This window comes from Paenarthrobacter sp. 10L412 (assembly GCF_056395565.1).
Genome location: NZ_JBFTJT010000007.1, coordinates 54,745 through 75,543, shown reverse-complemented (window position 1 = coordinate 75,543; position 20,799 = coordinate 54,745). Strand labels below are relative to the sequence as shown.

The window sequence follows — 20,799 nt, the reverse complement described above, 5'->3', positions numbered from 1 at the left end:
AAGCAATGCGCCGGTTCCGCCGCGCCATCGTTGCGGTGCTTGCGCTGGCCCTCGTGGCCGGTGCTATCTACGCGATAGTTGCCATACTGCAGCGCTCCGAGACCCTGGTCTCGGAGCGCTGCGTCGCCGTCATGGGTTCCGAAAGCTACGAGTTGGCCACCGACCAAGCGGCCAACGCCGCGCTCATCACGGCTATCTCCGTCCACCGCGGACTTCCACCAAGGGCTGCAAGCATCGCCCTCGCCACCGCGATGCAGGAATCCAAGCTGCGGAACATCAATTACGGCGACGATGCAGGACCTGATTCCCGGGGGTTGTTCCAACAGAGGCCATCGCAAGGCTGGGGAACCGAGGCACAGGTCATGGACCCCGTCTACGCGACGAACGCCTTCTATAATGGACTCATCAAAATTCCCGGTTACGAGACCATGGAAATTACCCAGGCAGCCCAGCAGGTCCAGCGCTCCGCGTTCCCCCGGGCATACGCCCAGCACGAGAACATGGGACGCGCCTTCGCTTCCGCCCTCACCGGGCATTCCGAATCCGCGCTGACCTGTGAACTCCGCATGCCTGAAGCGGCCGGTGACCCTGCCGCCGTCGTGGAGGAACTGACGACGGCGTTCGGCCCCCAACCAGCCACAGTCCAGGGCCGCTCGGTGCAACTGGATATCACTGGTACGCAAGCCTGGGCAGTTGCCCATTGGGCAGTTGCCAACGCCAAGTCCCTCTCCATCACGCAAGTCGATGTTGGCGGTCAGACGTGGAACAGGGAAAAACGCAGCGGGTGGATTGCTTCGGCGGCGCCCTCTGAGTCATTGACCATCACGGTCTCGGCACCGACTACCTGAATTTGTGTATAGCTTGTGCAAGCCCCTGCTTAGGCAAGTATCTCCACCACAGGCTGGACATAACTGCGGAAGACATCGGGCTCGGACAGCAGCTTGTGGCTCATGATCATGGTGCTGGGCTCCAAATACCAGGCGCGGGGTTCGTTGAGCGGCAACTCGATGATTGTGAGATCAAAGTCCCGCGAACTGCGCCCGACTTCCAGAAGCCTGTCCTCCACCATCTCGTTCAAGACTCCCGTAACCCCGTTGGCTTCGCGCTCTGCCTCGATCTTCGCGTATTCATCGATCCTGTCCGTTGCCCATCCCAAAGCTGAGCCAAAGTGTGCCTGCAGGACACGCTGGAGGGCAGGGGAATTGCCGAAGGCCTTGAAACTGGGCGGCGCGAGCTCAAGTGCCGGGTTGGGATAGGTCTTCACGAGCTTCTCCCACCAAGCCTCCCACTCGGTTTTGAGGGCATGGATCCCACCCACATCCGAGGTGAGGTGGCTATGATCGGCATGGCGGACCTTGGGAGCAGCGTGCGACAGTAACGGTTTTCCGGCACCGTCGAGTCCAGCTACGTCGCGCAAGTACAGGGCGATGAGCATCGGCCCGGACGTGTCCATGGTGATGCGCCATCCCGGGCCGCCTGACTCATGCATCCGAATTCCTCCCTTGGCAGGTTCCCGACATGTCCCAGTCTATTCCCGTTGGCTTGCTACGGTAACGGTGCGGGAGGCACTGGTTGCTGGGCGGCACACCGGTCTTCCTGTGGACGTCCTTAGGGCATGCCGGGACAGCCTATGGCGTCGCCGGCACCGGAGCGAAAGCCGCGAGATGGGCCGTGAGGACGTCACTGCACATCTCGGCAGTCATCCATTCGGGCTGGAGCAGCGCGTGCATGCAAAGGCCGTCCATGGTGGCCAGGAGCCGTTCAGCCTCTGTGACAAGGCTTTGCGGGGCGGCGGCTTCGCCGGGGCTCAACAGGATGATGAGGCGTCCCACAATGGCAGCGACCACGCGGTGACTGCGTTCGGCCTCGGCAGCCAGGACGGGTCTGATTCGCGCAGCGTGGCGGAAGGCCATCCAAACGCAGGCGTCCACAGCGAGCTCTTCGTCCAAGGGAAGAAACTGTCCCAGGAGGTTCAACACCGCCGCGTGCTGCCCGGCGCTGCCCGGGATCTCGCTTTCAACGGCCGGCAAAGCTGACTCCAGCCGGCCGCTGATACGGTCGATGACGGAGGCAAAGGAGAACACGAGAAGCTCGTCGCTGCTGGAAAAATAGTGCCGCACCGAGCCTACGGCCAGCCCTGCTTCATCAGCTACTTCACGAAGGGATGCCCGCTCCAAACCGTCGCTTGCAATGATTCTGAAGACAGCTTGGACAACTTCCTGGCGCCGGGCTTCGGCATCAACAATTTTGGGCACCAGTATTTTTTAGCACGAACGTGCTTCAACACCGCTCAACACTGAGCGGCGTGGCTCGGATTTCCGATAGCGTAGACACCATGAAAATTCTTGTCACGGGTGGCACCGGCTACATCGGTTCGCACACCGTTCTGTCCCTCCAGGAAGCCGGCCATGATGTCGTCGTGCTCGATAACCTCGTGAACTCCAGCGAAGAGTCCCTGCGCAGGGTTTCCGAGCTCACCGGCAAGACTGCAGCCTTCCACAAGGTTGACCTGGTGGACGAGCCCGCCGTCGAGGCCGTGTTCGACCAGCACCAGATCGACGCCGTGATCCACTTCGCAGGACTCAAGGCCGTGGGCGAATCCGTCCAGGAGCCACTGGCGTACTACTACAACAACATCGTGGGCACGCTGAACCTGCTCCGGGCCATGGACAAGCACAACGTCCGTTCCATCGTGTTCAGCTCTTCCGCAACCGTGTATGGGGAGCACAATCCCATCCCGTACATCGAGAAGATGGAAATCGGTGCCAACAACCCGTACGGCCGCACCAAGGAACAGATCGAGGACATCCTCTCGGACCTGGGCAACGCGGACGACCGCTGGCATATCGCACTGCTGCGCTACTTCAACCCGGTTGGCGCCCACCCGTCCGGACGCATCGGCGAGGACCCGCAGGGCATTCCGAACAACCTTGTCCCGTTCATCGCCCAGGTTGCCGTGGGACGCCGCGAGAAGCTCATGGTTTTCGGTGGCGACTATGACACCCCTGATGGAACAGCCCAGCGCGACTACATCCACGTCGTGGATCTCGCTGAAGGTCACGTGGCGGCACTGAACTTCATCGCTGACCGCGCGGGAGTCCGCCGCTGGAACCTGGGGTCCGGCAAGGGATCCTCCGTGCTGGAGGTACTGCGGTCCTTCGAAAAGGCCGTCGGACACGAGCTGCCCTACGAAATCACGGGCAGGCGTGCTGGCGACCTCCCAGCCTTCTGGGCCGACGCTTCTTCCGCCCTCGCAGACCTCGGATGGTCCACCACGAAGACTGTGGACCAGATGTGCGAGGACCACTGGCGCTGGCAGAAGAACAACCCGTACGGGTACAACGCTTCCTAACACCAACGACGGCGGCCGATCTTGGTCTGGGGATCGTTGATCATCTCGCGCCACTGGGCAATCCAGCCCGGGAGGCGGCCGATGGCGAAGAGGACGGTGAACATCTTCTCCGGGAAACCCATCGCCTTGTAGATCAGGCCGGTGTAGAAGTCCACGTTCGGGTACAGCTTGCGCTGGATGAAGTAGTCATCAGCCAGGGCCTTCTCTTCAAGGCGCATGGCGATGTCCAGCAGTTCGTCGTTGCCGCCGAGCTTGCCCAGGACCTCGTGGGCCGTTGCCTTGATGATCTTGGCACGGGGATCGTAGTTCTTGTAGACACGGTGACCGAAGCCCATGAGGCGGACGCCGTCTTCTTTGTTCTTGACCTTCTCCATGTAGTCCTCGGGCTTGATGCCCTCGGCCTGGATCTGGCGCAGCATCTTCAGCACGGCCTCATTGGCGCCGCCGTGGGCGGGGCCGAAGAGGGCGTTGATGCCGGCGGATACCGAAGCGAAGAGGTTCGCGTTGGAAGAACCCACCAAGCGCACGGTAGAGGTGGAACAGTTCTGCTCGTGGTCAGCGTGCAGGATGAGCAGCAGGTCCAGCGCCTTAACCACAACGGGGTCCAGCTCGTACTGCTCGGCCGGGAGGCCGAAGCTCAGCCGTAGGAAGTTTTCCACCAGGTTCATGGAGTTGTCCGGGTAGAGCATCGGCTGGCCGATGGACTTCTTATGGGCGTAAGCGGCAATAACGGGCAGCTTGGCCATGAGGCGGATGGTGGAAACTTCCACGTGCTCCGCGTTAAAGGGATCCAGCGAGTCCTGGTAGAACGTGGACAACGCCGAAACGGCCGAGGAAAGCACCGGCATGGGGTGGGCGTCGCGCGGGAATCCGCCGAAGAAGCCCTTCAGTTCCTCATGCAGGAGCGTGTGGTGGCGGATGCGCTGATCGAAGGCTTCCAGCTCCGTGGGGGTGGGAAGGTTGCCGTAGATCAGCAGGTAGGAAACTTCAAGGAAGCTCGAGTGCTGGGCGAGTTGCTCGATCGGGTACCCGCGGTAGCGCAGGATGCCTGCGTCGCCGTCGATGTACGTGATGGCAGAGGTGGTGGCCGCTGTGTTCATGAAGCCGGGGTCATAGGCAACGGCGCCCGTCTGCTTCAGCAGCTTGGAAACGTCATAACCTTCGTTTCCTTCTACAACCTGGATGCGCGGCAGTTCAAGTTCGCCGCCGGCATGGCGCAGTGTCGCGCTGGTGGTCTCAGTCATGGAGTCCCCTTCATGAGGCCTCTGGGCCTCTATAGAACGCTTGTCCAACCAACTTCTGGTGACGTCGTCTTCGGCCCCACTGTTGCAGGGCTCCAACGACCGCAGTGCTTTCTTATTGAAGGCCACCATTGATAGTCAGTTAAAAAGCTACCGCCAGTAACCCCCCGGAACTAATCCGTTCCGTCCGGTTACTGGCGGAATGACGCGACTTGTGGCACAAGTCACAGCATTGTTATGAGCTTGCGCTTAACCTCTCCACGGCTGCGTCAATGCGTTCATCGCTGCCGGTAAGTGCCACCCGGATGAAGCCGTTGCCGGCATCTCCGTAGAAGACACCGGGACCTACGACGATCCCCAGCTCAGCAAAACGGCCCACCGTGTCCCATGTGGCTTCGCCGGCCGTAGACCACAGATAAAGGCCGGCGTTGGAGTCATGAATCTGCAATCCGAACTTCTCAAGAGCCGGAACAATCCTCTCCCGACGCCCGCGGTACAGATCCTTCTGGGCAAGTACGTGGCCCGAATCGCCCAATGCGACGCGCATCGCCTCCTGCACCGGATAGGGCACGATCATTCCTGCATGCTTCCGGCTGTTAACAAGGTTGGCCATAATCGCGGAGTCACCAGCCACGAAAGCGGCTCGATAGCCGGCGAGATTGGACTGTTTGCTCAGGGAATAGACGCAAAGCAGGCCATCCGTGGAACCACCGGAAACCCGCGGGTCCAGGATGCTCGGGACAGCTTCTCCCCCACGCTGGACATCCCATTCGCCCCAGCCCAGCTCGGCGTAGCATTCGTCGGAGGCCACTACGGCGCCGATTTCCCGCGCCTGACGGACGATCTGCTGAAGGGATTCAACGCTCCGGACACTGCCTGTGGGATTTCCCGGCGAATTGATCCAAACCAAGCGAACCCTTGCCCGAGTGGCTGCATCCAGTTCGTCCAGGCTATCCGCCGGTACGGCTGTAGCTCCTGCCAGCATCGCGCCGATATCGTACGTGGGGTAGGCCACCGTAGGCCTGACCACGACGTCGCCAGTGCCAAGGCCAAGCAAGAAGGGCAACCAGGCGACGAGCTCCTTGGAGCCCACGGTGGGCATAACGTCCCTTGGATCCAGGTTGAGGACTCCGCGGCGGGTGGCGAACCAGTCCACAACAGCCTGCCTCAAGGCTTCGGTGCCATGCACAGTTGGGTAGCCGTGGGCATCCGACGCCGCAGCCAGCGCGTCGCGGATCAGCACGGGAGTGGGGTCAACCGGCGTTCCGATGGACAGGTTAACTGCGCCTCCGGGGTGCTTGGCGGCTGTGGCCACATACGGCGCCATGGCCTCCCACGGGTAGTCGGGCAGGTTAAGGCCAAAGGCCGGTGCCGCGGAAATCAAGGAAGCAACCGCCCTTAGTGGTCTTGGTTCTGCGGAGGCAAGGCTGCAATGAACGGGTGGTCCTTGCCGGTGTTGCCGATCTTCGCAGCGCCGCCCGGGGAACCGAGGTCGTCAAAGAATTCGACATTGGCCTTGTAGTAGTCAGCCCACTCTTCCGGGGTGTCATCCTCGTAGTAAATGGCCTCGACGGGGCATACGGGTTCGCAGGCACCACAGTCGACGCATTCATCAGGGTGGATGTAGAGGGAACGCTCACCTTCGTAAATGCAGTCAACAGGGCACTCTTCGATACATGCCTTGTCCTTGACATCTACACACGGCTGCGCGATTACGTACGTCACGTCCCAGACCTCTCCACGGTTTGTCCCGGCTATAGCCGGGGTAATACGGCCGGCATCATGCCGGACACTCAACTTCTGAGCCTATTATCCAACAGGGCTATGACGCCAACCTAGCCCGCGTCTTAGTATGAAACGGTGACTCCCCCGCATTTGCCACCTCGACAATTTCTGCTCAAAGCCCAGCCGGGCATTCGAGTGGTGGTCCGCTACAGGATCCAGGACGGCCTGACGGATGCGCTGGGGTATCTGGTGACCACCACAGAAAGCAGCTGCACCGTACGAACGCGGACCTCCGACGTCGAAATTCCCTTGGCGTTGGTCATCGCAGCGAAAGAGGTTCCCCCGCCGCCGCCCCGGCGCGGGCGGCCTTAGCGGCTGCGTACTGGACGCTACCTACTCAACAGCTGTCCGCCATCGCTTCCGCAGGCGGCTGGCAACCAGAAGCATGATCAACGTGACCACCGCTATGCCAAACACCCAGACGTTGCCCACGGCGTCGCCCAGCAACAGCTGCTTGTCGGGTCCTCCGGACGACAATGCACCGACGGTAGCGTAAGCAACCACCCCAGCTGCCGCCGTCGGGATTACTGAACCGGACCAGGCCGCCAGCCACAACTGGACCGACGCAAGCAGCAGCAGCGCGGCGCAGACACCCCAGGCGACGTCGACGCCGGATATCACCATGGTCTGCCGGTGCAATGCCGTTCCTGCCGCAGCAACAAAAAGAGCCGCCAGCACGGCCGCGGCTATGCCACGGGCCGTACTGGCGACTCCCTTGTTCATTCTGCTGTTCCAGCCGGGTTCAACCGGGCCGGACTAGGCCTTTGCGCGGGCGCGGTTGGCCTTGGCACGCTCGTTGGAATCGAGGATGAGCTTGCGGATACGGATGTCCTCCGGCGTCACCTCAACACACTCATCTTCACGTGCGAATTCGAGGGACTCTTCGAGGGTCAGATCGCGCGGCGGCGTCAGGTTCTCGAAGGTGTCCGAAGAAGCAGCACGCATGTTGGTGAGCTTCTTTTCCTTGGTGATGTTCACGTCCATGTCGTCGGCGCGTGAGTTCTCGCCCACGATCATGCCTTCGTAAACCTCGGAGGTGGGCTTCACGAAGAAGGAACCGCGCTCCTGCAGGTTGATCATGGCGAACGGGGTGACGACACCTGCGCGGTCGGCAACCATCGATCCGTTGGTGCGGTATTCGATGGGACCGGCCCACGGCTCGTAGCCTTCGGAGATGGAAGCCGCGATACCGGCACCGCGGGTGTCGGTGAGGAACTTGGTGCGGAAGCCGATGAGGCCACGGGCCGGAACGATGAATTCCATGCGGCACCAGCCAGTGCCGTGGTTGGCCATGTTGGTCATGCGGCCCTTGCGGGCTGCCATGAGCTGCGTCACGGCACCGAGGTACTCTTCGGGGACGTCGATGGTCATGTGTTCCATCGGCTCGTGGATCTTGCCATCGATGGTCTTGGTGACTACCTGCGGCTTGCCAACGGTCAGCTCGAAACCTTCGCGACGCATCTGCTCAACGAGGATTGCAAGCGCGAGCTCGCCACGGCCCTGTACTTCCCAAGCGTCGGGACGCTCGGTGGGCAGAACCTTGATGGAGACGTTACCGATCAGTTCCTTGTCCAGGCGGTCCTTCACCTGGCGGGCGGTGACCTTGGCGCCCTTGACCTTGCCGGCCAGCGGCGAGGTGTTGATACCGATGGTCATGGAGATCGCCGGGTCATCCACGGTGATCAACGGCAGCGGCTGCGGGTTCTCGGCGTCCGTCAGAGTTTCACCGATGGTGATTTCCTCGATGCCTGCCACGGCAACAATTTCACCCGGGCCGGCCGATTCGGTAGGAACGCGCGTCAGGGCCTTGGTGGCCAGGAGTTCGGTGATCTTGACGTTCTTGAGTTCACCGTTGGCACGAGCCCAGGCAACGGTCTGGCCCTTGCGGAGCGTGCCGTTGTAGATGCGGAGCAAGGCGAGGCGACCAAGGAACGGCGATGCGTCCAGGTTGGTCACGTGCGCCTGAAGCACGCCATCCGGGTTGTATGTGGGAGCCGGGATGTGCTCGATGATGGTCTTGAACAGGGGCTCAAGGTCCTCGTTCTCCGGGGCGGAGCCGTTCTCCGGCTGCTCCAGGGAGGCGCGGCCAACCTTGGCAGCAGCGTAAACGACCGGAACTTCGAGGACCTTGTCCAGGTCCAGGTCCGGAACTTCATCGGCAAGGTCCGAAGCCAGGCCCAGGAGCAGGTCCATGGACTCGTGGACAACCTCATCGATGCGGGCGTCGGGACGGTCTGTCTTGTTGACCAGGAGGATCACCGGAAGGTGCGCAGCAAGGGCCTTGCGGAGCACGAAGCGGGTCTGGGGCAGCGGGCCCTCGGAGGAGTCGACCAGCAGGACGACGCCGTCGACCATGGAAAGACCGCGCTCAACCTCGCCACCGAAGTCGGCGTGGCCGGGGGTGTCGATGACGTTGATGGTGATGGTTTCGCCGTTGGACGACGGGCCGTTGTAGGCAACCGTGGTGTTCTTGGCGAGGATCGTGATGCCCTTTTCGCGCTCCAGGTCACCGGAATCCATGACGCGGTCCTCAACCTCACCGTGGGAAGCGAAGGAGTTGGTCTGCTTGAGCATGGCGTCGACCAGGGTGGTCTTGCCGTGGTCAACGTGTGCGACGATCGCGACGTTGCGCAGATCGCTCCGCGACGCAGTGTTGGTGATGGTTTCAGACATGCGTTGATGACTCGTTTCAGTGGTGAAGTCAGTTGTTTGTATCCGCGCGCATACCTGATCACCTGATCGGAACACACAACGAAAAGACCCCGGGACACAGGGCACCTACAGCAAGTCTAAACGCAGTTGCATTTATCAGCCTAAAAAGCAAGCCATTTAGCCCCTAATTGTGGTGTCCATCACAGAACATCACGCTTTAGTAACCGGCAGTCAAGATGCTGGATTTTCTGTTTCCTTTGCCCCATGATTGCTGCAGAACCAGTGCTATACGGAGACCAACGATGCGCAAAGCCTCGGCCGCGTTCCGCCTGCTCGCACCCTTGATCGCCGTTGGCGTTCTTGTGGTCGGCTGCGGACCAAACCAAGCAACCCCACCATCCACGCCCTCGCGCTCAGCTGCGCCCGTTCCCGGAGAGACGTCCGCAGCAGACAAACCCCGAACGATAGCGCCCACCCCGAGTGCCCTGGATCTGCCAGTGGGCTCGCTCTACAGGAATCCGGCGAACAACCGCGACGAAGTGGTCCTGGCAGACGTGCGCCACACGGCCGTATTGATTGGCGATTCCCAGGCCATGCCCAAGGACTCATGGCCGCAAAGGGGAATCGCCGCGCTTGGATACAAATTGCACGTCGTGGGCATGGGTGGCACGGGGTTCGTGGCCTCCAACGGCAAGACGGGCAATTACATCGACGCACTCCAGCGTGGAGATTGGTTGCTGCCCTACGGAGATCCGCCGCTGATCGTGGTCCAGGGTGGCGGCAACGACGCCTCACAAAAGGCCACTGACGCCCAGATCACGAGTAATGCCGACCGGCTCCTCGCTGCGCTCAAGAAGCGCTATCCCGGTGCCCGGCTGGCAATGATCGGGACACTGGCCCGTGGAGCCGACAACGGTGGCGGCCGCCGGTCCGAGGTGGATGCGCTCCTTGGCCGGATCGCTGCCAAGCAAGCGATCCCGTTTGTCAGCGCGGGCGATTGGTTGACCCGGTACGATGCCGTTGCCGACCTTCAGGACGGCGTCCACCTCAAGCCATCCGGGCACGCGAAGTTGGGCAGTGTTCTGGCGCGGGAGCTGGGCGCACTTGGTTTGACAGCCCGCCCGGACACCGACGCTTCGGTTTCTCCCGAATAGGGGCCGTTGTGGGGCCCGGCTATGAAGGCGTTAACGGCAAGAGCCGGTGGTTCCTTTTCGTGGGAACCACCGGCTCTTGCTGTTGTCTCCTCAGCAGAGAGTACGACGCCGGTCAGGCCACCGCGGGCGGCAGCAGCAGCGAACCGCCAGGAATGGCGTCCAGCAAGGCCTGCGTGTAGGCCTCGCGCGGGTTGTCGAAGACATCGTCCGTGCTGCCCGTTTCTACAAGCTGGCCCTTTTCCATGACGCAGACGTGGTCTGCGATCTGGCGCACAACGGCGAGGTCGTGCGTAATGAACAAGTACGTCAGACCAAGGTTGTCCTGAAGATCCGCGAGAAGGTTCAGCACCTGCGCCTGGACGAGGACGTCCAACGCGGAAACGGCCTCATCACAGATGATCACTTCGGGATCCAAGGCCAAGGCACGGGCAATGGCGATGCGTTGTCGCTGGCCACCTGAAAGCTCGTTCGGGTACCTCTGCATTGTCGCTTGAGGCAGCGCCACTTGGTCCAACAGCTCGCGAACCTTCTTCTCGCGGCTAGCTGCATTTCCGATCTTGTGCACCCTGAGAGGCTCTTCGATGGTCCGGAAGATGTTGTACATCGGGTCCAGGGAGCCGTAAGGATCCTGAAAAATCGGCTGTACCCGCCGCCGGAACTTGAAGAGGTCCTTGCCTTTGAGTCCAGCAGTGTCGACGCCGTCGAACACAATCTGGCCCTCGGTGGGCTTCTCCAGCTGGAGGACCATCTTGGCAACAGTGGATTTACCCGAGCCGGACTCCCCCACAATCGCCGTAGTGGTTCCGCGCTTAACGTCGAAGCTGATGTCGTCCACTGCAGCGAAGTCCGAGGTCTGGCCGAGGCCCTGCCGCAGCTTGTAGATCTTGCGCAGGTTTCGGATCTGCAGGACCTCGTCCGCTGCCCGCGATTGAACAGCCGCTACGGGAGCCAACAGGTCGCTGGCTTCCACGCCCCGCTCCTTCGCCACCTGAATGCGGCGGGAGGCGAGCGAGGGCGCCGATTCCACGAGTCGCTTCGTGTAGGGGTGCTGCGGGTTCTGCAGCAGTTCCAGTGAAGGACCCGCCTCCACAACGTTGCCCTGGTACATAACGACTACCTTGTCCGCGCGCTCGGCAGCAAGGCCGAGGTCGTGCGTGATGAGCAGCACCGATGTACCGAGCTCCGTGGTCATTTTGTCCAAGTGATCCAGGATTTTGCGCTGGACGGTGACGTCCAATGCCGAGGTAGGCTCATCCGCAATCAGAAGCTTCGGCTGGCAACTCAGGCCGATAGCGATGAGAGCCCGCTGGCGCATACCGCCGGAGAACTCGTGCGGATACTGCTTCGCGCGTCGGGCGGCATCCGGGAGGCCTGCCTCGGCAAGAACACGCGCAACATCCTCAGGTCCATCAGGCCGGCCGTTCGCCTTAAGAGTCTCCCGAACCTGGTAGCCGATCTTCCAGACGGGGTTCAGGTTGGACATTGGATCTTGCGGAACCATACCGATATGGCTGCCGCGGAGTTCGATCATGCGCCTCTCGGGGGCATGTGCGATGTCTTCTCCGTCGAGGAGAATCTGCCCGCCGGATACCCGTCCATTGTTGGGCAGCAAACCGATGGCAGCAAGAGCCGTCGTTGACTTTCCCGAACCGGATTCCCCCACGATCGCGACGGTTTCACCGGGCATGATAGTCAAGTGGGCGTTCTTAACGGCCTTCACATCTCCGGAGCCGGTCTTGAAGGTGATGGCCAAGTCCCTGATCTCAAGGATCGGACGTACTTGGGCCGTCTCTTCTTCAGCAATTCTGATGTTGGCAGATGTCATATTCGCCTCCTTAGCGCTGACGGCTCTTGGGATCAAGAGCATCGCGGACGGCGTCGCCAAGCATGATGAAGCTCAGGACGGTGATGGACAAAGCCGCAGCTGGATAGAGCAGAATCTCTGGCCTGGTACGGATGGATGACTGGGCGGCCGCAATGTCATGGCCCCACGACATGATTCCTTCGGGCAAACCAATGCCAAGGAACGACAACGTCGCTTCAGCCACAATAAAGACGCCCAGTTCCAGGGTCGCCAGCACAATCACTGGTGCCAATGCGTTTGGAAGGACGTGCCTTACCAACGCGCTGAACCTTGAGACACCGAGTGCACGTGCAGCAGTCACGAAGTCGGCATTTCGGACCTCTATAACTGCACCTCTCGTGATACGCGCCATCTGCGGCCAGGCCAAGAGAGCAATAACCAACACCACAGTCCACACACTCTTGTTTTCGCGCAATACCGGCAGCTGCGTGATGACCAAGGCACCAAGGATCAAGGGCAAAGCGAAGAAGATATCACCGAGTCGCGCTAGTACTGTGTCCAGCCAGCCACCGTAGTAGCCTGCCAGAGCGCCGAAAGTCACGCCGACGATCAGGACGCAAAGAACGGACAGAACACCGACCGAAAGGGACGCCTGGGTTCCGTGGATAACCCTCGAATATATATCGCAGCCTTGGAAGGTGAACCCGAAGGGATGGCCCGCGGAGGGAGGGCCCTCAGAATTGGCCAATTCACAGCCGTTGTTCGGGGGAACACTGGATAGCAGATTGGGAAAGAGGGCGATAACAGTGAGAGCCAGAATCAGCAGTGCCGAAATAATGAACAGCGGACGCCGTCGTAGTTTCCGCCAGGCATCGGCCCAAAGGCTCAGTGGCGCCTGATCGGTCTTCACCGTATCCGTAGCCAGCAAGGGGGTTTCTTCGATTGGTGCCACGAAATGGCTATGCTTATTGGTCATAACGAATCCTCGGGTCCAGCCATGCGTACAGGAGATCGACGAGCAGGTTCGCCACGACAAACACCAGCACCAAGACGCTGACGATTGAAACGATGGTGGGCCCCTCACTCCGCAAGACAGCTTGGTAAAGCTTGTTTCCTACGCCAGGAACATTAAAAATTCCTTCGGTGACAATGGCGCCACCCATGAGACCGCCAAGGTTGGCGCCCAGGTATGTGACAACCGGAATTAGCGAGTTGCGCAGGATGTGGGCCAACACGACGCGTGGCCGGGAGAGGCCCTTGGCGGTAGCAGTCCGCACGTAGTCGGCGTTCATGCTCTCGCTCACGGATGCACGGGTCAGACGGAGGACATACGCAAACGACACGAGGCCCAGGACCACTGCGGGCAACAGCAGGTTCCCCCAGTCCGCATTCGCTCCTACTGTCGGTTTTGCCCATCCCAGCTGGACTCCGAACACCAGTTGGAAGACGAAGCCGAGAACGAAAGTTGGAACTGCGATAACAACCAAGGACGCGACAAGGACGGTCGAGTCAAACCAGTTGCCACGGCGGAGGCCAGCAAAGACACCGAAAGCTACACCGAAAACAGCCTGGATGATGAGTGCCTCGATGGCGAGCATGGCGGTTACTGGAAAGACCCGTGCCAGCGTCGCTGCAATCGGCTGACCTGTAAAGTCATTGCCCAAGTTGAAGGTGAACAAATTCTTCAGGAAAATCCCGTACTGCACCCAGAAGGGCTGATCCAGGTTGTACTGGGTACGTAAGGCGTCGATCACGGACTGGGGTGGCTGGCGGTCACCGAAGAGCGCCGCAATAGGGTCGCCCGGGAGGGCGAACACCATGTAATACACCAAAAGCGTGGTGCCTAGGAAGACGGGGATCACTTGGAGGAGCCGACGCAAGATATAACGGACCACGGGATCACCTGCCTTCCTGATTGAAAGAATGCGGTTTCATATTTGCCTTCCTACCGTGCAGGCAAATGGGGGCCCGGCCGCGAAACCGGACCCCCATATCCTGGCGGTAAGTTAGATCCTGAGACTACTTGGCCGTGATGTTGTAGTAGAGAATTGCGCCATTCCAGCCTGTTTCAGCCTTCACGACGTTGTTGCTCCACACAATCGGTACGGTGTAGTCCCACAGCGGCAGTCCGGGAAGTTCTTTGAAGAGAATCTCCTGTGCTTTGTTGAACTTGTCGTTCGCCTCGGCTGTGGACTTGGCGGCCAGACCTTCTTTAAGAAGCTTGTCGAACTCGGGGTTCGAGTACTTCTCGTAGTTCGAGGATGCACCCGTGGCCCAAACCGGTCCAAGGAAGTTGTAGAGCGAGGGGTAGTCGCCCTGCCAGCCAGCACGCGTCAGGCCCGGAAGGGACTGCGACTTGCGGAGGTCCAGAACTTCAGCAAACTTGGCGAATGGCTGGATTTCAGCCTGGATACCAAGGTTGTTCTTGAAGCCGTTCGCAACTGCGTCAATCCATTCTTTGTGTCCACCATCAGTGTTGGATGCAATCTGAAGGGGCTTGGAAGCGTCATAGGGCTTGATCTTTTCAGCCTGCGCCCAAAGATCCTTCGCCTTTGCGGGGTCAAACTTCAGGACTTCGCTACCGGGGATGTTCTCCTTGAAGCCGTCGATGACCGGCGGTACGAACGCCTTTGCCGGCGAGCGGGTTCCGCTGAAGACCACTTTGGTGATCTCTTCGCGATTGATCGCGTATGACAGGGCCTCTCGGCGGAGCTTTCCGGCCTCACCCTGGAAGTTGGCGTTGTACTGCGGAATGTTCAGCGTGGCGTTGGTGGCGACAGGCTTCGCAGCGTTACGGTCAGGGAAGTCCGTGACAAAGGTCTTCAGCGCATTGGACGGCAGGACGTCAGTGACGTCCAGGTTGTCGGACTGAAGGTCGGTGTACGCGGGACCCGGATCAGTGTAGAACTTGAAGGTCACGCCGCCGTTCTTGGCTTCGCGGGGACCGCTGTAGTCGGTGTTCTTGACCAACGAGATGGACTGGTCATGAACCCAGGCGCCTGTCTTGGCAAACTTGTAAGGACCGTTGCCAACGGGGTTCTCGCCATAGGCCGTGGGATCAGCCAGCGCTGCCGAGGGCAGCGGGAAGAAGGCGGAGTAGCCCAGCCGAAGCGACCAGTCGGCCTCGGGCTGGGAAAGTTTGACGGTGATCGTCGAGTCATCGGTGGCAACAAGACCAGACATCTTGTCGGCCTTAGGAGCGGGAGTGGATGTCTTCTTGCCGTCGGCGGAAGTGGTTTCGTTAACAGCGCTGACATCGGCATAGCCCTCAATGGACTCGAAGAAGAAGCTGTTCGTCTGGAGATTCTTGGAATTTGCGGCGAAGTTCCAGGAATCTACGAAGGTTTTTGCCGTGACTTCTTCGCCATTCGTGAACTTCGAACCCTTCTTTACCTTGATTGTCCAGTTCTGGGCGTCGGAGGATTCGATGGACTCTGCCAAGGCATTGATTGCCTTGCCATTGGGGTCATAGGTACGAAGACCTTCGAAGAGCAGCTCGACTACGTGGGCCCCGTACGCCTCATTGGTGTTAGCCGGCAGCAGCGGGTGCTGCGGTTCATTGTTGTATGCGGTGATGATTTTGTTGGGATCGCCGCCGGACTGGCTGGGTCCATTGTTGCTGCCGGAGCCGCCGCCGCAACCGGTCACTGCGAGGGCGATTATCGCCGCTACGCCTAGAGCTTTGGAAGTGCGCGAGAAACGCATTCCGCCTCCTATGAGTCGTGGAGTTGATCAGGGGAAATTTGTGATGACCCCCAGGCGCAGACACAGTTTCCTACTGTGACGTTGCCTACATGTGTGTGTAAGCCTACCCACATTGTGTCCGGATGTTGGGACTCGCTGGCCAAACTGTAACCGTTCCGCAACCTCTACATGCCTAAATCGGCGGGGATTTCAAGTCAAAAGCTACTGGGTGGTAATATTCGCTGTCTGACAGCAGGACAAGCCGTTTTTCGGCACAAAAAAGGGCCTCGGTTCATGCTCTGAACCGAGACCCTCTACAATTTCGCCGCCGAAGGCGCCATCTGGCTTTTGACCTGAAGCGGAACGCACTCAGTGTACGTTCCTGCAGTAGTGGGCCGTTCGGCATGCTGATTCCTGGAGCCATCCGGCCTTGGCTGAAGTTGCCGTGAATCGCCCCTCTGCGGACCAAGTAAATCGGCTCACCGGGAACAGCGCTGCCAGATTTTCCACAGTGAACAACTGGTAAGTGCGGCTTATTAAGGTCAGCTGGTAACCGGGCCGTGACGAGACTTCAACGGCGCCACAAGCTCAATCGGCTACAACTGCCCACACTTCGTGCACCCCGTCAGGGTTGTCCTCCAGAAATGACCAGCCATTCTTGACAAGGAGTTTCTTGCATCGAGCGTTCTGATTGTGGACATCTGCCTTCATGACGACCTTGACAGTCACGGTTTGCTCCAGGCTTGCTAGACCAACCTCATCCCAGATGCGATCTAGAGTTGCTTGGCCGTGGCCCCTCCCCCACATATCTCGGTGGGTAGCAAGAAGGTAGACGTTCACATCATGAATTCCGCTGGGATTCCACGCGGTCCGGTAACAGCCCACGGCCTCAACCAGCTTACGACTGTCATCCCACCGGAGCGTAAGGACCCACGGGTTTAGGAGGCGCGGCTCAAGATCTCGCACCAGGCTCTGGACTCGCGACGACCATATTTCGGTGCCGGCGGTGAGACCATGTCTCAGTAACTTCTTGAGCCGGCGGTACGGGTGCGGTGAACAGACAAAGCGCTGAAGATACTGCCGATGTTCAAACTCGGCATCAACCCAATCAGACAACTAAGCGCTTAGCGCCGGGGCAGCTTGCGAGTAGGCTGTAGAGCCCGTGCTTTAGTGACGATTTCCGGGCTATCCAGCACGGAATCTACGCGATTCACGTACTCCGAGAAAGTCTCGGATCGCCGGCCTTGAAAGGCCAGCGACTTGAGCCATTTGAGAGAGGTGGGTGCCGCATGCTTTGCGTTCTCGCGCCCGAATGCGTGAGTTGTCATGTGAAGCCCCCTCTTTTCCCTAACTTTCCCAGCTAGTCTCGTCAAATGTACCGTAGTTCGGCTTACAAAGGAGAGTCGTGTGACTTAGAGGACAGCAACTCTCATGACGACTCAGCGGCCTTGCGTCAGCCGAAAGGCGGACGCAAGGCCGAATGTACGCGCAACTTTGGCAACCGGCGAAGACCAAATCACACGTTGAAGCGGAACTCCACCACGTCGCCGTCGGCCATGACGTACTCTTTGCCTTCGATGCGGACCTTGCCGCGGGACTTTGCTTCGGCCATTGAACCGGCCTCGATGAGGTCATCGAAGGAGACAACCTCGGCCTTGATGAAGCCGCGCTGGAAGTCAGAGTGGATCACGCCGGCGGCCTGGGGCGCGGTGTCGCCCTGACGAATGGTCCATGCACGGGTTTCCTTGGGACCGGCCGTGAGGTAGGTCTGCAGGCCAAGGGTGTGGAAACCAACGCGTGCCAACTGGTCCAGGCCGGATTCACTCTGTCCGTTCATTTCCAGCATTTCGCGGGCTTCTTCCTCGTCCAGTTCAACGAGGTCGGATTCGAGCTTGGCGTCCAGGAATACGGCATCTGCCGGAGCCACCAGGGCACGCAACTCGTCCTGCTTTTCCTGGTCACCAAGGATGCCTTCATCCGCGTTGAAGACGTAGATAAAGGGCTTTGCAGTGAGAAGTCCGAGCTCTTTGAGGTGCCCCATCTCCAACTTGTCGCTCTTGATGGAAGAGAAGATGGTGTCGCCGCGTTCCAGAACTGCCTGGGCAGCCTTGATGGCAGCGAGCTCGGCAGCGTCGCGCTTCTTGATCTTGACTTCTTTTTCGATACGCGGGATCGCGTTTTCGATGGTCTGAAGGTCTGCCAGGATCAGCTCGGTGTTGATGGTCTCCATGTCGGAGCGCGGATCAACCTTGCCATCGACGTGGATGACATCAGGATCGTCAAAGACCCGAACAACCTGTGCGATGGCCTCTGCCTCGCGGATGTTGGCCAGGAACTTATTGCCCAGGCCTTCGCCCTCGGAGGCACCCTTCACGATACCGGCGATGTCCACAAAGGACACAGGAGCGGGAAGCAACTTCTGGGAACCAAAGATCTCCGCCAGCTTGGCCAGACGGGGATCCGGCAGGTTAACGACACCAACGTTCGGTTCGATCGTTGCGAACGGATAGTTCGCAGCAAGCACCTGGTTGCGGGTCAGTGCGTTGAAAAGAGTTGATTTGCCGACGTTGGGCAGTCCGACGATGCCAATAGTAAGAGCCACGAGCATTTATTCTACCCGTTGCCGCGATGACCGTGCTTGTTCGCTCCTGAAGGCAACGCCGTCAACTGCCCTGCGCTAAAACTGTCGGACCCCTATGACAGGGTTGCCACATGGATGGATTTGGATTTGTTTTGGCATTGCTCATGCTGCTGATCGGAGCGGCAGTGGGCCTCAGCAGTGCATATGTGGTCTTTCGTCGCCGGACGGCCGGCTTGGAGGAGGACTTCGACGCCGTTTCGTCGCGCCTTTCGGAGGTAACTGCCCAGCTCGCAGCAGCCGACGCCGAACGCCGGCTTCTGTTCGCACAGAACCGGGAGCTGAGTGATTCAAGGACCTCAGACGGCAGCGTGCTGCGGGCCTTGGGGCCCGTGGCCGAGAAGCTCACTGCGGTACAGCAGCAGGTCTCGCTCCTGGAACGCGACCGGGTGGAGCAATATGGTCAGCTGGCACAGCAACTTCAGGACGCCAGGTTGTCCGACGAACAGCTTCTACGCTCCACACATGCCCTTGCTTCGGCACTACGATCCAACAGCGCCCGCGGTCAGTGGGGCGAGGTTCAGTTGCGCAGGGTTGTCGAAGCCTCCGGGATGCTCCGCCACGTGGACTTCCACGAGCAAGTACACACCGGCCGGAGCGAGAACACCCTGCGTCCGGACCTTGTGGTGCAATTGCCAGGCGGCAAGCAACTTGTGGTGGATGCCAAGGTCCCGTTGGCGTCCTATCTGGCGGCGCAGGAACAGGTACACGGTGAAGGCTCCATGGGTGAATCGGTTGGGCCAACGGCCAACCAGGATTCCAAGACGCTCCTGGCACAGCACGCCAAGGCACTCAAAGCCCACATCGATGCCCTCGCAGCCAAGAAGTACTGGGACATTCCGGGCAACTCCCCGGAGCTCGTCATCTGCTTCCTCCCCGCAGAGTCGATTTTGGCTTCAGCCCTTGAAGCCGATCCCGCTTTGTTGGAGTACGCCCTTTCCCGGAACGTCGTCCTGGCCTCGCCAGGAACACTGCTGGCGGTCCTCAAGTCCGTCGCCTTCACGTGGCGGCAGGATGTCCTGACGGACAGCGCCCACGAACTCTTCGAACTGGCCAAGCAGCTCTACGAACGGATGGGCACGCTGGGCGAAAACGTCGGGAAGCTCGGAAGTTCGCTGAAGACATCTGTGGATCGCTATAACGCGATGGTAGGCACACTGGAAGCACGCGTACTTCCCACGGCGCGAAAACTCAACACCATGGACGACGCCGGACTCGCCGCACCCATGTCCGTGGAAGCAGTCCCCCGGGCCTTGGCTGCTCCCGAGCTGCTTGCCCTGGACTCCCAGGATTCAGCAGCCCAAGAGGAGTCTGCGGCTTAAAAGGACAGGCCCGCTGTGGCAGCTTCCCAAAGGGTTGCTGCCACAGCGGGCCTGCTAAATACATCCAAAAGTACGTCTAGGACGTAGCACGGTTCCCGCGGCCACCAAGGGCCCGGCTCACGTCGCCAGCTTCCTTGAGGGTGGCCCGCAGCTCCTTCGGCAAAGAGAAGAGAAGGTCTTCCTCAGCCGTGACCACTTCCTGGACTTCGCCATAGCCGTAGTCCGCCAAGAGCCGGAGGACGTCCTGAACCAGCACTTCCGGGACGGAAGCTCCGGAGGTCACACCCACCGTGGCCACGCCCTCGAACCAGCTTTCATCCACCTCGTTCGCGAAATCCACGCGGTATGAGGTCCGTGCCCCATACTCAAGTGCCACTTCAACGAGGCGCACCGAGTTGGACGAGTTCGCCGAACCCACCACAATGACCAGATCGGCCTGTGGAGCGATCTTCTTGATGGCCACCTGGCGGTTGGTGGTGGCATAGCAGATGTCGTCGCTGGGCGGGTCCTGCAACGTGGGGAACCGCTCCTTAAGCAGTCGGACGGTCTCCATGGTCTCGTCCACACTCAGGGTGGTCTGCGAGAGCCAGATGGTCTTCTCGGGATTCCGCACGGTGACTTTGTCTACCTCGTGAGGGCCGTTGATGATCTGGATGTGTTCCGGGGCCTCGCCGGCTGTTCCTTCGACTTCCTCGTGGCCCTCATGGCCGATGAGCAGGATGTCGTAGTCCTCCTTGGCGAAGCGCACAGCTTCACGGTGGACCTTGGTGACAAGGGGGCAGGTGGCGTCAATGGTGCGAAGACCGCGGTCTTCGGCGGACTGGACCACAGCAGGAGACACGCCATGTGCCGAGAAGATCACCAAAGCGCCTTCAGGAACCTCATCCGTTTCTTCGACGAAAATGGCGCCTTGCTCTTCGAGGGAGCTGACGACGTGCACGTTGTGGACGATCTGCTTGCGGACATAAACGGGTGGTCCGTAGTGTTCCAGGGCTTTCTCGACAGCAATGACAGCCCTGTCTACGCCGGCACAATAGCCACGGGGAGCCGCCAGCAGAACCTTCTTGGGTCCAGTAACCGGCGCCGCCGCCTGAACCTCTTCCGGTGATCGCCGTCTGCGGGGCACCGTGGGCATCGGAATGGAAACTGCTGTGCTGGTCATCCCTC

The 20,799-nt window shown here is 60.1% G+C and carries 18 protein-coding genes; 5 read left to right on the top strand and 13 right to left on the bottom strand.

Features of this window, described 5'->3' with window-relative positions; translation table 11 throughout:
• Positions 1 to 5: 5 nt before the first annotated feature.
• Positions 6 to 848: a transglycosylase SLT domain-containing protein gene (locus AC1DD7_RS10655; protein ID WP_477514941.1), complete on the top strand. Its 843-nt coding sequence runs from the start codon at positions 6 to 8 to the stop codon at positions 846 to 848.
• Between the two features lie 29 nt (positions 849 to 877).
• Here AC1DD7_RS10655 and AC1DD7_RS10650 read toward each other — a convergent pair whose 3' ends face one another.
• Positions 878 to 1,489 (bottom strand): hypothetical protein, encoded by a 612-nt coding sequence (locus AC1DD7_RS10650; protein WP_431115826.1) that lies wholly within the window; start codon positions 1,487 to 1,489, stop codon positions 878 to 880.
• Positions 1,490 to 1,628: 139 nt separating this feature from the next.
• Positions 1,629 to 2,255 carry a TetR/AcrR family transcriptional regulator gene (locus tag AC1DD7_RS10645; protein WP_477514940.1) on the bottom strand — a complete coding sequence of 209 codons (627 nt, stop codon included), beginning with the start codon at positions 2,253 to 2,255 and terminating at the stop codon, positions 1,629 to 1,631.
• Positions 2,256 to 2,335: 80 nt separating this feature from the next.
• Here AC1DD7_RS10645 and galE point away from each other — a divergent pair, with 80 nt between their 5' ends.
• Entirely contained in the window at positions 2,336 to 3,352 is a 1,017-nt protein-coding gene (gene galE / locus AC1DD7_RS10640) for a UDP-glucose 4-epimerase GalE (RefSeq protein WP_477514939.1), read from the top strand.
• Here galE and AC1DD7_RS10635 read toward each other — a convergent pair.
• The 3 genes from AC1DD7_RS10635 to fdxA all read right to left on the bottom strand — a co-directional run bounded on the left by AC1DD7_RS10635 (position 3,349) and on the right by fdxA (position 6,318).
• Positions 3,349 to 4,596 carry a citrate synthase gene (locus tag AC1DD7_RS10635; RefSeq protein WP_477514938.1) on the bottom strand — a complete coding sequence of 416 codons (1,248 nt, stop codon included), beginning with the start codon at positions 4,594 to 4,596 and terminating at the stop codon, positions 3,349 to 3,351. The genes galE and AC1DD7_RS10635 overlap by 4 nt on opposite strands.
• Positions 4,597 to 4,828: 232 nt before the next feature.
• Positions 4,829 to 5,977, bottom strand: coding sequence for a succinyldiaminopimelate transaminase (dapC, locus tag AC1DD7_RS10630; protein ID WP_477514937.1), 1,149 nt, complete (start codon positions 5,975 to 5,977; stop codon positions 4,829 to 4,831).
• A gap of 14 nt (positions 5,978 to 5,991) precedes the next feature.
• The gene (fdxA, locus tag AC1DD7_RS10625; protein WP_018776555.1) at positions 5,992 to 6,318 is read right to left on the bottom strand and encodes a ferredoxin; all 327 of its coding nucleotides are present in this window, start codon (positions 6,316 to 6,318) and stop codon (positions 5,992 to 5,994) included.
• Between the two features lie 135 nt (positions 6,319 to 6,453).
• On the opposite strand from fdxA, the gene AC1DD7_RS10620 reads away from it, so the two are divergent.
• On the top strand, positions 6,454 to 6,690 hold the full coding sequence (locus tag AC1DD7_RS10620; protein ID WP_477514936.1) for a putative acetyltransferase: 237 nt from the start codon (positions 6,454 to 6,456) through the stop codon (positions 6,688 to 6,690).
• Positions 6,691 to 6,711: 21 nt separating this feature from the next.
• Here AC1DD7_RS10620 and AC1DD7_RS10615 read toward each other — a convergent pair whose 3' ends face one another.
• Entirely contained in the window at positions 6,712 to 7,101 is a 390-nt protein-coding gene (locus AC1DD7_RS10615) for a hypothetical protein (protein ID WP_477514935.1), read from the bottom strand.
• A gap of 33 nt (positions 7,102 to 7,134) precedes the next feature.
• On the bottom strand, positions 7,135 to 9,051 hold the full coding sequence (typA, locus tag AC1DD7_RS10610; RefSeq protein ID WP_431115831.1) for a translational GTPase TypA: 1,917 nt from the start codon (positions 9,049 to 9,051) through the stop codon (positions 7,135 to 7,137).
• 281 nt (positions 9,052 to 9,332) lie between these two features.
• Here typA and AC1DD7_RS10605 point away from each other — a divergent pair, with 281 nt between their 5' ends.
• A complete protein-coding gene (locus AC1DD7_RS10605; protein ID WP_477514934.1) occupies positions 9,333 to 10,184 on the top strand; it encodes an SGNH/GDSL hydrolase family protein in 852 nt (283 codons plus the stop codon).
• Positions 10,185 to 10,296: 112 nt separating this feature from the next.
• On the opposite strand, the gene AC1DD7_RS10600 is transcribed toward AC1DD7_RS10605, so the two are convergent.
• From AC1DD7_RS10600 to ychF, 5 genes are all read right to left on the bottom strand, one after another.
• A complete protein-coding gene (locus tag AC1DD7_RS10600) occupies positions 10,297 to 12,009 on the bottom strand; it encodes a dipeptide ABC transporter ATP-binding protein (protein ID WP_477514933.1) in 1,713 nt (570 codons plus the stop codon).
• Between the two features lie 10 nt (positions 12,010 to 12,019).
• Positions 12,020 to 12,964, bottom strand: a complete 945-nt coding sequence (locus AC1DD7_RS10595) for an ABC transporter permease (protein WP_477514932.1) — start codon at positions 12,962 to 12,964, stop codon at positions 12,020 to 12,022.
• Positions 12,954 to 13,883 (bottom strand): ABC transporter permease, encoded by a 930-nt coding sequence (locus AC1DD7_RS10590; RefSeq protein ID WP_477514931.1) that lies wholly within the window; start codon positions 13,881 to 13,883, stop codon positions 12,954 to 12,956. The genes AC1DD7_RS10595 and AC1DD7_RS10590 overlap by 11 nt, the downstream gene beginning before the upstream one ends.
• A 124-nt stretch (positions 13,884 to 14,007) precedes the next feature.
• Positions 14,008 to 15,693 (bottom strand): peptide ABC transporter substrate-binding protein, encoded by a 1,686-nt coding sequence (locus AC1DD7_RS10585; protein ID WP_477514930.1) that lies wholly within the window; start codon positions 15,691 to 15,693, stop codon positions 14,008 to 14,010.
• Positions 15,694 to 17,188: 1,495 nt separating this feature from the next.
• Positions 17,189 to 18,274: a redox-regulated ATPase YchF gene (ychF, locus tag AC1DD7_RS10580; RefSeq protein WP_477514929.1), complete on the bottom strand. Its 1,086-nt coding sequence runs from the start codon at positions 18,272 to 18,274 to the stop codon at positions 17,189 to 17,191.
• Positions 18,275 to 18,384: 110 nt separating this feature from the next.
• Here ychF and AC1DD7_RS10575 point away from each other — a divergent pair, with 110 nt between their 5' ends.
• Complete coding sequence (locus AC1DD7_RS10575) at positions 18,385 to 19,632, top strand: DNA recombination protein RmuC (RefSeq protein ID WP_477514928.1); 1,248 nt, start codon at positions 18,385 to 18,387, stop codon at positions 19,630 to 19,632.
• Between the two features lie 76 nt (positions 19,633 to 19,708).
• Here the strand turns inward: AC1DD7_RS10575 and AC1DD7_RS10570 are convergent, their stop codons facing one another.
• Positions 19,709 to 20,794 (bottom strand): 4-hydroxy-3-methylbut-2-enyl diphosphate reductase, encoded by a 1,086-nt coding sequence (locus AC1DD7_RS10570; RefSeq protein ID WP_477514927.1) that lies wholly within the window; start codon positions 20,792 to 20,794, stop codon positions 19,709 to 19,711.
• Positions 20,795 to 20,799 lie beyond the last annotated feature (5 nt).